The organism is Pseudomonas fragi (genome assembly GCF_900105835.1).
Lineage (GTDB): Bacteria > Pseudomonadota > Gammaproteobacteria > Pseudomonadales > Pseudomonadaceae > Aquipseudomonas > Aquipseudomonas fragi.
The window spans coordinates 496,447-512,034 of record NZ_LT629783.1 but is presented as its reverse complement, the minus strand read 5'-3'; the positions used below and the strand labels follow the sequence as shown (position 1 = coordinate 512,034).

Genomic DNA, 15,588 nt, shown 5'->3' with positions numbered 1-15,588 from the left:
CCCCCTCATCAGTGCAGTTCGCTGTCAAAGATCACGGTGATGGTGCCCCTATAGGTGCTGCCTGAATGATCGGCGATCATACTGGCCACCTGATCGCGCTCAACGCTGAATTGTAATGTTGCAGCGCCATTGTCGACATAGTGGCTCGGTGAAAAAATGGTCGGGGTTGTGGTCAACAGATAGCGGTTCACGGGTTGACTGGAGGCATCGCGCAGGCCGTTGGGCAGGGTTATCCGGGTGTCCACGGCGACCGTATGGCCTGCGGGGTTGCGTATACCGCACCCCGAGGCCTCGGTGTATTCACATTGCAGCTCGACGCTCAATGACGTCGATGTCCAGATATTGAAGACCTGGCTCGCTGCCAGTGCTTCCGGGCGCCGCCCGCGGTCCAGCCATTGTTGCCAGCCACCTGCCGGGTACAGGCTGATGCGACTATAGTTGGCCGGAAACTGGAACTTGAGCGTGTGCTGCACATCAAGGGATAAATTGAACGTGACCTCGGTTTCACTGGTGGTCAGATTGTCGCCAAAATCGAAGTCGCCATTAGGGCCAATCGAGTAGGTGATGGAGCCGACGTAGGTGCCTCTTTCCATGCTCAGCGGGTCCGGGGTAGTCATCCTGTAAGCCACGCTGGTATTGCGTAACCGCAACCAGGGGATTTCAAACTTCGGAAGCTTGCCACAGGCTTGCTGCACAGGTGTAAACCAGAAAAAATCTGCATCCAGATAAGAGAGGGCAGTCATCTGAGCCCCAAGTGTGCAGGGGGCGGCCGCATAATAAGACCAGTTCTGCCCCCACAAAGCATCATGGGCTAAAAACGGTCCTGAATTGACACCGGTTATTGTGTTTACGTACGGATTCGTTCTGATAGTCGCGCTGAAAGCCGTAATGGAAAACGCCACTTCGGCCGTTTGCCCCGATGGGCTGGTCACTTGAACGGTTCTGGTATCCGCTGGGACCTTGAACATTGCGCTGTCCCGAAGACTGGAGGGGTTAGCCGGGATGGCGTACTGCGTAGTGGGCTCCACTCCCAGGCGGATGCTGTACAGCGGCGGCTTGCACATACTCGGAAACGTGAGGCACAACCCGGAAGTGGGCGTGGTGTTAATGAACTCGTTGACATTCGGATTGGTCGGATCCGGCGAGAACACTGCGGTTATTTCGACCACTGCCGCCTGAGCCCTGGGTACTGCAAACAGCGCCAGCAGCAGGCAAAACCATAGAAAAAAACCTGCTTGCACCTGCAGATTCAAAGGGGATTTATCAAGCTTGCTCATGGCTGGGGTTTGACCTTGGCAGACCGGTTACCGTGAATCGACACCCCATCCTGCAGGTGCCAGTTAACTAATAATAGACCTAACCTGCCTTGCCCAGTCCACCAATAAACGGCTACAAATCGTGTCGTTCCCACTGCCCACACAGCGTTCCCGCCCATGCCGGTTGGAAGACGTCGTTACGCTTGACTAACGCGTGCCCTATTGCACCACGACACTTTCAGACAGATCTGCGGCCGAGGGAGTGACTTTTCCTACAGGCGGGTTCTAGTATTGCCGCGCTTCACCCTGCCCCCCCTAAAAAAATAACGTATGGAAACTGCACAAATGCCCTTCACCCGTACCCTTCTCGCCCTTTCCCTGGGCATGGCTCTCCTGCAAAACCCGGCGTTCGCGGCACCGCCCCTGTCGATGGTTGACGGCGTTGCCCAGGTCAATACACAAGACAGCAACGCCTGGGTCGAGATCAACAAAGCTGCGTTCGTGCACAACATTGGCGTGTTGCAAGCGACTGTCGGTGACAAATCGAAAATCTGCGCCGTGCTCAAGGCCGATGCCTACGGTCATGGCATCGGCCTGTTGATGCCCTCGATCATCGCCACCGGTGTGCCTTGCGTAGGCGTGGCCAGCAATGAAGAAGCCCGTGTGGTGCGCGAAAGCGGCTTCAAGGGCCAACTGATCCGCGTGCGCACGGCAGCACTCAGCGAGCTGGAAGCAGCGTTGCCATACAATATGGAAGAGTTGGTGGGCAACCTTGATTTCGCCGTCAAAGCCAGCCTGATCGCCGAAAAACACGGCCGTCCGCTGGTGGTTCACCTGGGCCTGAACTCCAGCGGCATGAGCCGCAACGGCGTGGAAATGACCACCGCCGAGGGCCGCCGCGACGCCGTCGCCATCACCAAGGTGCCGAACCTTGAGGTGCGCGCGATCATGACCCACTTTGCCGTTGAAGATGCCGACGACGTGCGCGCCGGGCTCAAGGCATTCAACGAGCAGGCGCAATGGCTGATGAGCGTGGCCGAGCTTGACCGCAGCAAAATCACCCTGCACGCGGCCAACTCGTTCGCCACCCTGGAAGTGCCCGAATCGCACCTGGACATGGTTCGCCCGGGCGGCGCCCTGTTCGGCGACACCGTGCCGTCGCACACCGACTACCAGCGCGTGATGCAATTCAAGTCCCATGTGGCCTCGGTCAACAGCTACCCCAAGGGCAACACCGTGGGCTACGACCGCACCTGGACCCTGGGCCGTGACTCGAAACTGGCCAACATCACCGTGGGCTACTCGGACGGCTACCGTCGCGCCTTCACCAACAAGGGTATCGTGCTGATCAACGGCCATCGTGTGCCGGTGGTGGGCAAGGTGTCGATGAATACGCTGATGGTCGATGTTACAGACGCGCCGGATGTGAAAAGCGGCGATGAGGTTGTGCTGTTCGGGCAACAGGGCAAGGCCGAAATCAGCCAGGCGGAAGTTGAAGACATCAACGGTGCATTGCTGGCCGACCTTTATACGGTGTGGGGCAACTCCAACCCCAAGGTGCTGATCGATAAGTGACCGACAACCTCTCGGCCGCCCACGTGAGGTAATGCTTGATACCCGTCGGGATTTTCAGGGCATCAGTCACCCCCCCTAAAAGCGGAGAATTGTTGATCTTGATCTGGCCCTGGCTTTTGATTTTGATCTACCGCCCCATCGGGAGGCCGAGAGGAGGTTCTGCGTAGTGGGCCTCCCGGCATGGATGCCGGGAGAGCCGCGATGGGCCAGGGATGGCCCGTGGCGGCGTACCCACGGAGCTAACCTGCACGAGGGAACCTGAGCGCAGCGAAGGCCGGACGCCAGGGGCAAGCCTTTTTGGTGGGCCTGTCTCCCTGCAGCGGACGCCAAGAAGCTGGCTATCGAGTCTTCTGCCTTGACTCGGGCACTGTTATGGGCATTCGCGTCGCCTGGACAATCGAGTGGCAACAGCAAAAGCAAAAATTTCAAACAACACCCATCCCTTGTGGGAGCGGGCTTGCCCGCGATGGCAGCACTTCGGTCATCCAGATAGAACGAGGTGCCTGCATCGCGGGCAAGCCCGGCTCCCACAGAGGAAATATGTCGGTAACAAATCCTGCATTCAAACAGCTCGGCCGCCCCCTTGGCAGAACCTCCACTCGGCCTCCCGATGGGGCAGTAGATCAAAATCAAAAGCCAGATCAAAAACCAGATCAATAGCAGATCGAAAGGCCGTCACAACGGTTTGGCAACAAACAGTAAAGATACGTTAACGGCATTGATTATCATTTGCGTAAATGTAATTATTTGTAACTAATTCTCGTTTACGTATTTCCCTGCCGGAGTATTCGCAGATCATGCGCTCACTGTTCAGCCTTCCTACGTCTGCCCTTACGCTTGTCGCACTAGGGATTCTCAACACGGCTTCTGCCGAAGAGAACACCCTCAATCTGCCCTCCACCAGCATCACCTCCACCGCAGACGATGAAGCGCCGCAAGGCTATCAAGCCAAACCCAGTGCCACGACCACGCGCCTGAATCTCACCGCCGGGCAGACCCCTCAGGGCATTTCCAGCATCAAGCGCGAGCAGATGGACGATTTCAAGCTCAACAGCATTCGCGATATCATGGACAGTACCCCGGGGGTCAATGTGCAAAAGGTCGAAACCGACCGCACCTACTTCACCGCCCGCGGTTTCGATATCACCAATTTCCAGTACGACGGCATGGGCATGGGCCTGGCCGGCGGGGTGCTGGTGGGCGATATCGACACCGCACCCTATGAGCAGGTGGATATCCTGCACGGCGCCAACGGTTTGATGACCGGCAGCGGCAACCCCTCGGCCACGGTCAACTTCATCCGCAAACGGCCCACTTATGAACCCGAGGCCAAGGTCAGCGTGAGCGCCGGTTCCTGGGACAAGCGTCGGGTCGACCTGGATGTGTCCGGGCCGCTGACCGATTCGGGCAATGTGCGCGGCCGGCTGATCTATGCCAACGAAGTGGGTAACTCATACCTGGACCGCTACTCCCGGGAAAAGAACATCTTCAGTGGCCTGCTGGCCTTCGACCTGACTGACGACGACACCCTGACCGTCGGCTACGAAGAGCAAAAAAGCAACGCCAACGGTGCCAGCTGGGGCGCATTGCCCCTGACCGACAGCAGCGGCAACGCCCTGCACTACAGCAGCACCAGCGCCAATATTTCGCAGCCCTGGGTGTACTGGGACGTGCGCACCAGCCACGCCTTTGCCGAGTGGCAACACAACTTCGCCAATGACTGGAAGTCCACGCTGACGGTGACTGCGATGGAGCATCGCGAAGACACCGACATGTTCTATATCTATGGCGACAGCACCTCCAGCACCGGCTACACGGGGCTGGCGTCCAATTACAAGGGCAAGACCCGCGAACTGGATGGCGACCTCTCGTTCAGTGGCCCCTTCAGCCTGGGCGGTCGCGAGCACCAATTGACCGTCGGCGCCAACGTGGCACGCTCACGCACCCGGGAAACCTCCCTGTACGGCACCTCGTCCTACTACACCCCGGTGTCGCTGGAAGATGCCCTCAACGGCGTCATTCCCAAGCCCACCTACAACATGGCCAACGCCGACGCCACGTCAGACTTCACCGACCGTCAGAAAAGCCTCTACGCCGGTGCCCGTTTCAGCCTCACCGACGACCTGCACCTGATCACCGGTGCGCGCATGCTCAGCGCCGACAGCGACGGTGAAAACTACGGTTCGGGGCGCGACGTGAGGATTCATGGCAAGGTCACGCCTTACGCCGGGGTGGTTTATGACCTCACTCCGCAGTACTCGCTGTACGCCAGCTACACCGAAATCTTCAACCCGCAGTACTACCTCAACACCCAGGGTCAGGTGCTCGACCCGCTGGAAGGCAAAAGCTACGAAGCCGGGATCAAGGGGCACCTGCTGGACAAGCGCCTCGACGTGTCTGCCGCGGTGTTCCACACCAAACAGGACAACGTCGCCACCTACGCAGGCTTCAACCCTTCCCTGGGCGGCTATTTGTATGAGGGCATGTCGTACAAAAGCAGCGGCGTAGAACTCGAAGCTACTGGCGAACTGGCGCCAGGCCTGCAAGTCAGCGGCGGTTATACCTATGTTTACATCACCGATGCCGACAACAACCGCGGGCGCAAATTTATCCCGCGCAATGCGCTCACCTCCTCCATGACCTACAAACTGCCGATGGCGCCCAAGGTCAAAGTAGGTGGCAGCCTGAAGTGGCAGAGCAAGGTCGAGAATGACGACACCCCGGCGGCAAACCAGGCCGCCTATGCCCTGGTGGGCCTGATGACCAGCTACGATATCGATCCGCACTGGAGTACCCAGCTCAACCTCGACAACCTGACCAACGAGAAATACCTGCAAAGCGTGCGCTATGGCCAGAGCAATTACGGAGCACCGCGTAACGTCACGGCATCGGTGAGCTGGAAGTTCTAGAGGGGGTAAAACCGGATGTGGTGTCGGGACAATAACCAGGGGTTGTCTAAACTGCTGGGAGCCGTCAACCAATGCCACGTCGCGGAGATGCCATGAGCCACGCCACTGTTGCGCTGTCCCTCGCTTTCAGTCTGGGCCTGATAACCTGCGGCGCGGTATCCCACGCCGCGCCACTCCCCCCACCTGAGGCCCCCCAGGCCAATCCCCACAAAGCCCTGCTGATTGGCGTGGACGGTTTGCAATACGAAAAACTGCGCCAGGCCATTAAACAGGGCATGGCGCCCAACCTGGCGCGGCTGCAACTGGCCAAAAGCTATGTGGGCGGCATCGACGGCACAACCACCGAGCAAACGACGGGCAGCGGCCCGGGCTGGACGACGATTCTGACCGGCAGTTGGGTCGACCGGCATAAAGTCCCGTCCAACAACGATGAATGGCGCAACCAGGCCCCCAGTGTGTTCAAGCAGCTCAAGCTCGCAGACCCCCAGCGTAAAACCGCCAGCATCGTCAGCTGGAATACCATTAACCACAACTTCACTGATGACATTGCCAATGGCTATATCGACCTCGCCGTCGACTGTGCCGAAGACGACCAGTGCGTCGCCGACAAGACCGGCGAAGAACTTGAGCACGGCCAATCGGACCTGGTGTTCGTGCACCTGGACGAAACCGACACGGTAGGCCACAGGGACGGGTTTTCACCTGCCTATCAGCAGGCGATCCAGAGCGTGGACAACCATGTGGGCCAGTTACTGGCAGCATTGAGCCGTCGTCAAGTCACCCACCCGCAGGAAGACTGGCTGGTAATTGTCGCCCCTGATCACGGCCGCCGCCTGCCCGACGGCCACGACCATGGCAAACAGACCCTGAGTGAGAAAACCACCTTTATTGCCCTGAACAAACCCGGCAACGCACAACTGACGGCCCCCATCGCCCACCCGACCAACCCCGCCCATAAAGGCCTGTACGGTTATGCCAGCCAGGCAGACATAACCCCGACCCTACTGGCCCACCTGGGCGCCCTGCCCGCTGCCGCGCAATATTCGATGGATGGATTGCCCTTGACCGGGCCGGTGGGGGCCAGGCAGTTGACGGTGCGTCAGCTACCCGGCCGGACAGACGTGAAGTTGACCTGGCACGCGGACCGGCCCACCGGCACGCCGGTGCAGATTTATCGCAACGGCGAGCCTATCGCCACGCTCAAGGACACTCAACAGGCGTATGTCGACACCGGGACGCAGGCACTCGAAGGCCCCGTCAATTACACGGTGGTTGTGCATCAAGTGCCGGTGTCGCGCTTGATTATCCTGGGCGACAAGGCGCACTGAAATAGGCGCCGGCCCTCACCCCAACCCTCTCCCGCAGGGAGAAGGAGCTGATTGGCGGTGTTCTTGAAGTCGCGTGCGGTCAGTCCCCTCTCCCTCCGGGAGAGGGGCTTTTGATCCCGCGTTACGCCAGGCTTTTGCTGACCACTTCAAACACGTCACTGGACAGCTCTCCCGAGTCGCGGATACGCACCAGTTCAGCCTTCATCAGCGCCTGTCGCGCCGCGTCGTATTTGCGCCAGCGGGTCAACGGCGCCAGTTGCCGCGAAGCAATCTGTGGGTTGAAACCATTGAGTTCGATCACCAGGTCCGCCAGGAAGCGATAGCCCGAACCGTCCGCCGCATGGAAGTTGATCAGGTTTTGCCCGGCAAACGCACCCACCAGGGCGCGTACCTTGTTCGGGTTCTTGAGGGTGAACGCCGGGTGCTCCATCAACTCGCGCACACGCTGCAAGCCACCGGGCAATGTGCTGCCCGCCTGCACGCTGAACCACTGGTCCATGACCAGCGGGTTGTCCTTGAACTGCTCGGCAAAACTGGCCAGTGCCGCGGCTTTTTCCGCCTCGAAAGGCGAGTTGACCAGCACCGCCAGCGCCGTCAGGCGTTCGGTCATATTGTCGCTGTGCTCGAACTGCTCCAGCGCCGCTGCCAGCACTTGCGGCTTACCGCTGAGCATCAGGTACGACAGCGCAATGTTTTGCAGGGCACGGCGGGCAAAGTGCTCGGCTTCAGCCACATAAGGCGTGGTTTTGGACACTTCGCGGTTGGCCTGGTAACGCGTCCACAGGGCATCAAACAGGCTATCGGCCAACTGCTTGCGAGCAAACTCGCGGGCGGTATGGATCGCCTCGACATCGGCCACGTCACTGATTTCAGTCAAGTAGGCTTCACCCGGCAACGACAGCATTTCAGCGACCATTGCCTGATCCAGCTGGTCATTGCCCAGCACAGTGCGCAACGCCTCGACCAGACGCTGATCCATGACCAGCGCTTCACCACGTTGATGCTGGCCGATCAACTCCTGGAGCACCTGCACCGACAGTTGCTGGCCGGCATCCCAACGGTTGAAGCCGTCGCTGTCGTGTTGCATCAGGAACATCAACTGGTCACGGCTGTAGTCAAAGCTCAGCTTCACCGGTGCCGAAAAACCGCGCAGCAGGGATGGCAACGGTTTTTCGTTGACGCCAACAAAGGTGAAGGTCTGCTCGGCTTGCGTCACCGACAACACGCGACTGGTGCCGGATGCGACCGTTTCACCAGCCAGTTGCAGGGCAATTTCGCCGCCCCTGGCATCCAGCAGGCCCAGCTCGACCGGAATCACGAACGGCAGTTTTTCGACCTTGTCCGGGGTTGCCGGGCAGCTCTGCGCAAAAGTCAGGCTGTAGGTGTGCTGTTGCGCGTCGTAGTGCTCGCTGACGGCCAGGCGCGGCGTGCCTGCCTGGCTGTACCAGCGCTTGAACTGGCTCAGGTCGGCACCGTTGGCGTCTTCCATGGCCTTGATAAAGTCGTCGCAGGTCACGGCCTGGCCATCATGGCGCTCGAAGTACAGGTCGCTGCCCTTGCGGAATCCTTCGGCCCCCAGCAGGGTGTGGATCATGCGCACTACTTCCGAACCCTTCTCGTAAACGGTCAGGGTGTAGAAGTTGGAGATCTCGATAAAGCTCTCCGGGCGCACGGCGTGGGCCATGGGACCTGCGTCTTCGGCGAACTGGTGGGTGCGCAGGTAAGCCACATCCTGGATGCGCTTGACGGTGCGCGAGTTCATGTCGGCCGAGAACTCGGAGTCACGGAACACCGTGAAGCCTTCCTTGAGCGACAGCTGGAACCAGTCGCGGCAAGTCACGCGGTTACCCGACCAGTTGTGGAAGTATTCGTGGGCGACGATCGCTTCGACCCGCTGGTGCGCGGCGTCGGTAGCGGTTTCGGCGCGGGCCAGTACGGCGCTGGAGTTGAAGATATTGAGGCCCTTGTTCTCCATGGCGCCCATGTTGAAGTCGTTGACGGCCACGATCATAAAGATATCCAGGTCGTATTCACGACCGTAGGTCTCTTCGTCCCAGCGCATGGATTTTTTCAGGCTGGTCATGGCGTGCTGGCACTTGTCGATGTTTTCCGGCTCGACATAAATGCGCAGCGCCACGCTGCGCTCGCTCATGGTGGTGAAGGTGTCTTCGACACACCACAGGTCACCGGCCACCAGCGCGAACAGGTACGCCGGTTTCATGAACGGATCTTCCCAGGTCGCCCAGTGCCGGCCGTCATCGTCGGGGCCGCTGGCAATCGGGTTGCCGTTGGACAGCAGGATCGGATAGCTGTGCTGCTCGGCCACCACGGTGGTGGTGAACTTGCTCATCACGTCCGGACGATCAAGGTAGTAGGTGATCTTGCGAAAGCCTTCAGCCTCGCACTGGGTGCAGAACATGCCACCGGACTTGTACAGGCCTTCCAGCGCGGTGTTGGTTTCGGGGTGGATGCGCACGCTGGTGTCGACCACGAACTGTTCGCTGGTCGGGTGCAGGATCAGGTGGCTGTCGCTGAGCTGGTAGTCGTCAGCCGCCTGTTCGATGTCGTCGAGGCTGACCGACAGCAGCTCCAGTTGCTGGCCGTCCAGCGCCAGGGCCGGCAGGCCGGGGCCACGGGCCGGGTTGCGGCGCATCAGCAGTTGCGCATGGACCAGCGTGTGGTCCTCGAACAACTCGAAGGTCAGGTGCGTCTCGTCGATCAGATAATCGGGCGCCTGGTAGTCCTTCAGGTAGATCATTTGCGGTTGTTCGGTGCGCATGCTGGAGTCCTTTTACTGATGCACGGCCAGCTGGTAGGCCGTGTATTTGCGGATATTGATAACGCCGGTGTCAAAGATCAGGTACTGGCCCTTGATCCCCATCAGCGTGCCTTCGACGATCGGGTCTTTATCCAGATTGAAGCTGACAATCTTGGTCGGGTACTGCTCGACCGGGTAGCAAATCTCGATGGGCTCGACGCTATGCAAAGGCTGTACCGCTTGCAGGCCAAAACGCTCCTGCAGGGTGTGCAGGCCCTCGGCACAGCTATCGAACAGCTGATCGCGCACCGCGCTGAGGTCTACCGGCTCGGCATCGCCCTTGAGCAGTGCGCGCCAGTTGGTGCGGTCAGCCACTTGCGAGCGGAACAGGTCTTCGACAAAGCCCGATTGCTGACGGGTGGCGACCCGCACGATCGGCAATGCCTGGCTGGCGCCCTGGTCGAGCCAGCGGGTCGGCAACTGGGTGGCGCGGGTGATACCGACCTTGACCCCGGAGGAATTGGCCAGGTACACCACATGGTCAGTCATGCAGAACTGCTCGCCCCACGACGGATCACGACAGGTGCCCGCGTCGTAGTGGCAGCGTTCGGGGCTCATGATGCACACATCGCACTGCGCCAGCTTGGTCATGCACGGGTAGCAGTAGCCCTGGCTGAAGCTCTTTTTGGTTTTACGCCCACAGTGGGAGCAGTTGATCTCTCCCAAGTATTCCAGACGCAATTTTGTGCCGATCAGGGGGTTGACCGGCACTTCGGTATCGCCCAGGCGAAACGCATACTGAACGGTCGGCGTTTGCAGGCTTGCCGACATCTTGCTGATTGCACCGCGACCAATCTCAATCAATGGATAGCATCCGACTTGAACAGGATGTTGGGCACTGGCGCCGATTTGGAGCTGCATTCCTGCGGGCCCATATAACCGGTGCGCTGGTCTTCGGGCAGGTTTTGCACTTCCCAGGCAATCATCGCCTGCAACGACAGCTCGCGCTGTTCGGCAGTGAGTTTGTTACCGTCAGCCCATTTGCCGATTTCCACGGCCAGTTTCAGGCTCTGGTAGATCTCGGGGGTGATGTTTTGAATCATTTCGTTGAAAGAGGACATGGTTCTGTTTCCGCTCTTTAAAAATCAGATGACATTTCTATCTGTGGGAGCGGGCTTGCTCGCGATTCAGGCAACTCGGTGCGTCTGAATCAACGGGTTGATGCCATCGCGAGCAAGCCCGCTCCCACACGACAATTCGAAATTCTATACAGCCTGCTTGCGCCGCGCCCACAGCCCGCCCAGTAACCCGGTCACGCAACCGATGACAAGCCCGCCCACATGGGCAGCATTGGCGATCTGGCCAAAGCCGATCATCGACACCAGCCCCGACATGCACAATGCCAGCCACACCAGCATCATCACCAATACCCCGCGAGGCAGGTTGTACAGCGGGTTGGGCGCCATCAGCTGGTAAATCCAGACATGCCCCAGCAAGCCGTACAACACGCCGGACAACCCACCAAACAGGCTCGGGCCGCCAAACAGGTGCTGGGCAAAGTTGGACACCAGGCTGAACAACAGGCTCAAGCCGATCAGGTTGATGCTGCCCTGGCGCATTTCAATGCGCCGCCCCAGTTCCCAGTACCACATGCCGTTCATGGCAATGTGCAGGAAACCGAAGTGGATCAACATCGGGGTAAACAGTCGCCACCACTGCCCCGCCGCCAGGCTGTCGGCCATCGGGGTGAATTCTATGTATTGCCCGTGGATGCTGAAGTCCAGGAACGTCAGCCAGCGCAGGGCCGACAGATTGTCCCCCAGTTGGGTAACGGCAGCCACGATCACGCACAACAGCAACACGATGGCCGTGGCCGGGCTATCGCGCAGCTGCTGCGCAAAACCCGGGCGGTTCATGACCTGCGGGCGTTCAACAATCGGCAGCTCGTGGTCAGGATCACCCGCCGGGAAGCGCTGATAGAGGCTAAGTACATCCTCGACAATCGACTCGGGCGCCCATAGCACTTGTTCGCCGGCCTCTTCGCTGACCCGATGGGGCACCTGCATGCGCCGCAACAAGGCAACAAACCCGCTCAGGTCCACGGACAACGGCAAACGTAATACAGCAACAGCACTCATTGAATGGCCTCAGGGCGATCTACATTCACCCATACAAATTTGTTCGGATCGAGGCGGGTTTCCTGGTCCAGACGGTAAGCCACCAGCTTGCCGTACAACACCGCGCTGTAATCCAGGCACGCCAGGTTCGGACGGATCGGCGCGGGTCGGCCGCTGCGCCAGTAGTGCCCGACAAACAACAGCGGTTCATCAATGCCGTAGCGTAACAGGGCACTTTTCTCGGTGGAGGACAGCGGCTGCTGCGCCACCCGCTCGGGCAGTGCGTCCGGCTGGAAGACGATATCGCCGTAGGTCTTGGGGTCGTCTTCCCAGAACTTGGTGCGAAAGAACGCCCGCGTCAGGCCGTCGCCACCGGTCAGGGTCATACCCCCCGGCAGGCGCATGTCGGTGCCGCGCAACAGGCGGTTGAAGCTCAGGTTGGCGAAGCTGTCCGGCACCGCTGCAGCCTGCAAGAAGGCCTCGTCGATGCAGCCGTCAGGGTATTGCGCGCGCAAGGTTGCAATCACCTCGCTGTCCCAGCAGGCATGCACCACGCGAAAGCGCCCAGCATCGACAAACAGCGGCATGTCGTAAAACCACTGCACGAACTCGCGCCATTCGGCGGGATAGTTGTCGAACTGCTCGAGGGTTTCGTGGATCAGCCGGGCATGGCGCGGCGTGTGCTCGCGCACAAACTGCTTGCCACTGCCGGCAGGCGCGGGCGTACACCAGCCCAGCGCGTTGAATTCATGGTTGCCCATCAGGCACAGGGCCTGACCGCTGCGCACCATGTCATAGACAATATGCAGCGACTCACGAATACGCGGGCCGCGGTCAATGATGTCACCCAGAAACACCGCCATCCGTTGCGGGTGTCGCCAGATACCGGCGAGTTTGCGATAGCCCAGACGCTCCAGCAGGTGCTCAAGGGTATGAGCACAGCCATGCACGTCACCGATCAGATCGTAACTGCGCGCAGGATCGAGCATCAGTCAGCCCTGCCGCCCAGTCGGCTACCCCAGCCAAGCTTGGTCCGACACACTTCATAGTAGTTGTGGTCCAACGGGTGGATCAGGCGCAGCTTCTGCGCTTTTTTGCTCACGGTAATGGTGTCGCCCGGCGCACAGGTGAAATGGTTCTGCCCGTCGCACGACACTTGCGGGTAGATCTGCATGTCTTTGGCCACCACGATTTTAAGTTCGCTGTTGCCATCCACCACGATCGGGCGGCTGCTCAGGGTATGCGGGTACATCGGCACAATCACGATGGCGTCGAGCTTGGGGTGCATGATCGGCCCGCCCGCCGACATGGCGTAGGCCGTGGAGCCGGTGGGCGTGGCGACGATCAGGCCGTCGGCCTTCTGGCTGCAGACGAACTGGCCGTCGATATGCAGTTCGAATTCGATCATGCGCGTGGACTTGCCGGGGTGCAGCACCACGTCGTTGAGGGCATCGCCCTGGCCGATGGCTTCGCCGTGACGGCGCACTTCGGCCTGAAGCAGAAAGCGGTTTTCGACCAGGTAGTGGCCGTCAAGCACTTCAGCAACCTTGACTTCCAGCTCATCGGGGCGGATGTCGGTCAGAAAGCCCAGGCTGCCACGGTTGATACCCAGCACCGGGACGTTGTGCCGGGCCAGAGCGCGGGCGGCGCCCAGCAGGCTGCCATCGCCGCCGACCACAATGACCATGTCACAGACTTCGCCGAGCATTTTGCGTGACGACGTTTGCAGGCCATGACCGGGCAATACCTCGGCAATCGTGTCTTCAAGGATCACGTGCATATGCCGCTCGAGCAGGAATTTTTTCAGTCGGCGAACCGTATCGAGCACTTGCGAGCTGCCCAGACGACCTATGATGCCGATATTGCGAAATTGCTCCATGGGGCTCCTGCGGGATTCAATGCGTGCGAAAATAACGATTATGGGCGAAAGACGACGATAGACAAAACCCTTTCAGCCCCGCGAGCGGCTATGCTCGCACAATGACCCTCTTCCCCGACTTGCTCAACCTGCCCCACCAATTGCGCCACCCCGAGGTGCGCGATCTGGCGTGGGTGATTCTCGCCCCGCCGATGCTCATCCACACGCCCTGGCCACAACGCCATCCCCTGGCGGGCAGCGACTGGGTGCAGGCCCCGCAGCAACTGGCGGCGTGGCTGCGCGAGCTGGACCGCAACAGCCAACCGCTGCAGCACTGGCTGGCCCAGGCGACCACCCGCCGCCTGGGGCGCTATTACGAACGCTTGTGGCAGTTTGCGCTGCAACATGCCCCGGGTGTGGAGTTGATTGCCGCCAACCTGCCGATCCGCCAGGGCGGGCATACCCTGGGTGAGCTGGACTTGTTAGTGCGCGACCGTGACGGTGTGCATCACCTGGAACTGGCGATCAAGCTCTACCTCGGGCCACAGCACGGCGATGGCACAGATCACGCGCAATGGCTCGGCCCTGGCAGCAACGACCGGCTGGACCGCAAGCTCAGGCACTTCAGCCAGCACCAGTTGCCCATGTCCAGCCGCCCGGAGAGCCGTGAAGTCCTGGCCGGCCTGGATGTGCAGGGGTTCAGCGCCCATCTGTGGCTCGGTGGCTACCTGCTGTATCCGTGGCCCGGGCAGGCCTGCCCGCCGGCGGGAGCCAACCCGCAGCACCTGCGCGGGCGCTGGCTGCATCAGCGCGACTGGCCGGCGTTTATTTGCCAGAGTGCTGCCGGGCGTTGGCAGCCCCTGCCCCGCCATGCCTGGCTGGCCCCGGCGCACTATGGCCCTGAAGGAGTCTGGACTGCGCAACAGCTCGATACCTGGCTGGCAGAGTTGCACCCCCAGGCCCCGGCGCAACTGCTGGTACGCCTGAGCGAGAATGCAGAGGGTGACTGGGAAGAGGCTGAGCGCTTGTTTCTGGTGTCCGATCTTTGGCCAAATGTGCCTGGCACACCTGAAAGCTGACCCATCTCAGTGCAAAATGGCTCAACAGCTTTAAAGTAAAGGCACTCCGTCAACAAGAACGGGGGCCCAAGACCTGAACCGTGAGGAACCACCATGACCTGGAAAAGCACCGCCCATCACTACAGTCGAATGTCCATCGCCCTGCACTGGCTGATGGTGCTGCTGTTTATCCTGATCTACGCCTCGATCGAGTTTCGCGGCATTTTCCCCAAGGACAGTGACGGCCGCAACCTGATGAAGGACGCGCATTTTATGCTAGGCCTGACGGTGTTTGCGCTGGTCTGGCTGCGGCTGCTGGCCCGCAGCCTGGGTGTTGCACCGCCAATCACCCCGGCCCCACCCGCCTGGCAAACCGCCCTGGCCACCTTGATGCACTGGGCGCTGTACCTGTTCATGATCGCCATGCCGGTATTGGGTTACCTGGTACTCAGTTACAACGACAAGCCGGTGTACTTCTATGGCTTCGACATCTTGCCGCTGACCGCCAAGGACCCGGATTTCGCCAAGCAGATCAAGGGTTGGCATGAACTGGGCGGCACCATCGGCTACTGGTTGATCGGCCTGCATGCCGTGGCCGGGCTGGGGCATCACTACTTGATCAAGGACAACACCCTGCTGCGCATGTTGCCCGGGCGCAGCTGAACCCGCAGCCTGATGAGGGAGTGGCTTGCCTGCGATGCCAGCGACGCGGTCTGGCTGGTAAACCGC

The 15,588-nt window shown here is 60.2% G+C and carries 12 protein-coding genes; 5 read left to right on the top strand and 7 right to left on the bottom strand.

Features of this window, described 5'->3' with window-relative positions:
* Positions 1-8 precede the first annotated feature (8 nt).
* Entirely contained in the window at positions 9-1,277 is a 1,269-nt protein-coding gene (locus BLU25_RS23690; RefSeq protein ID WP_228795868.1) for a hypothetical protein, read from the bottom strand.
* Between the two features lie 324 nt (positions 1,278-1,601).
* Between BLU25_RS23690 and alr the strand changes: the two genes are divergently transcribed.
* From alr to BLU25_RS02245, 3 genes are all read left to right on the top strand, one after another.
* Entirely contained in the window at positions 1,602-2,831 is a 1,230-nt protein-coding gene (gene alr / locus BLU25_RS02260; RefSeq protein WP_016780743.1) for an alanine racemase, read from the top strand.
* Positions 2,832-3,628: 797 nt separating this feature from the next.
* Entirely contained in the window at positions 3,629-5,740 is a 2,112-nt protein-coding gene (locus BLU25_RS02250) for a TonB-dependent siderophore receptor (RefSeq protein ID WP_016780742.1), read from the top strand.
* Between the two features lie 92 nt (positions 5,741-5,832).
* The gene (locus BLU25_RS02245) at positions 5,833-7,068 is read left to right on the top strand and encodes an alkaline phosphatase family protein (RefSeq protein ID WP_016780741.1); all 1,236 of its coding nucleotides are present in this window, start codon (positions 5,833-5,835) and stop codon (positions 7,066-7,068) included.
* A 121-nt stretch (positions 7,069-7,189) separates the two neighbouring features.
* Here BLU25_RS02245 and pepN read toward each other — a convergent pair whose 3' ends face one another.
* The 6 genes from pepN to BLU25_RS02215 all read right to left on the bottom strand — a co-directional run bounded on the left by pepN (position 7,190) and on the right by BLU25_RS02215 (position 13,822).
* Positions 7,190-9,847, bottom strand: a complete 2,658-nt coding sequence (gene pepN / locus BLU25_RS02240; RefSeq protein WP_016780740.1) for an aminopeptidase N — start codon at positions 9,845-9,847, stop codon at positions 7,190-7,192.
* Between the two features lie 12 nt (positions 9,848-9,859).
* Entirely contained in the window at positions 9,860-10,690 is an 831-nt protein-coding gene (locus BLU25_RS02235) for a DUF2797 domain-containing protein (RefSeq protein WP_016780739.1), read from the bottom strand.
* Positions 10,687-10,947 (bottom strand): YeaC family protein, encoded by a 261-nt coding sequence (locus BLU25_RS02230; protein ID WP_016780738.1) that lies wholly within the window; start codon positions 10,945-10,947, stop codon positions 10,687-10,689. The genes BLU25_RS02235 and BLU25_RS02230 overlap by 4 nt, the downstream gene beginning before the upstream one ends.
* A 144-nt stretch (positions 10,948-11,091) precedes the next feature.
* Positions 11,092-11,964, bottom strand: coding sequence for a rhomboid family intramembrane serine protease (locus BLU25_RS02225; protein WP_016780737.1), 873 nt, complete (start codon positions 11,962-11,964; stop codon positions 11,092-11,094).
* Positions 11,961-12,932, bottom strand: coding sequence for a metallophosphoesterase (locus BLU25_RS02220; RefSeq protein ID WP_083369501.1), 972 nt, complete (start codon positions 12,930-12,932; stop codon positions 11,961-11,963). Before BLU25_RS02220 ends, BLU25_RS02225 begins: the two co-directional genes overlap by 4 nt.
* Complete coding sequence (locus BLU25_RS02215; protein ID WP_016780735.1) at positions 12,932-13,822, bottom strand: NAD(+) kinase; 891 nt, start codon at positions 13,820-13,822, stop codon at positions 12,932-12,934. Before BLU25_RS02215 ends, BLU25_RS02220 begins: the two co-directional genes overlap by 1 nt.
* 101 nt (positions 13,823-13,923) lie before the next feature.
* Here BLU25_RS02215 and BLU25_RS02210 point away from each other — a divergent pair, with 101 nt between their 5' ends.
* Together BLU25_RS02210 and BLU25_RS02205 are read left to right on the top strand one after the other, a co-directional pair.
* The gene (locus BLU25_RS02210; RefSeq protein WP_083369500.1) at positions 13,924-14,880 is read left to right on the top strand and encodes a DUF1853 family protein; all 957 of its coding nucleotides are present in this window, start codon (positions 13,924-13,926) and stop codon (positions 14,878-14,880) included.
* A 93-nt stretch (positions 14,881-14,973) separates the two neighbouring features.
* Positions 14,974-15,522 carry a cytochrome b gene (locus BLU25_RS02205; RefSeq protein WP_016780733.1) on the top strand — a complete coding sequence of 183 codons (549 nt, stop codon included), beginning with the start codon at positions 14,974-14,976 and terminating at the stop codon, positions 15,520-15,522.
* The last annotated feature ends 66 nt before the right edge of the window (positions 15,523-15,588 follow it).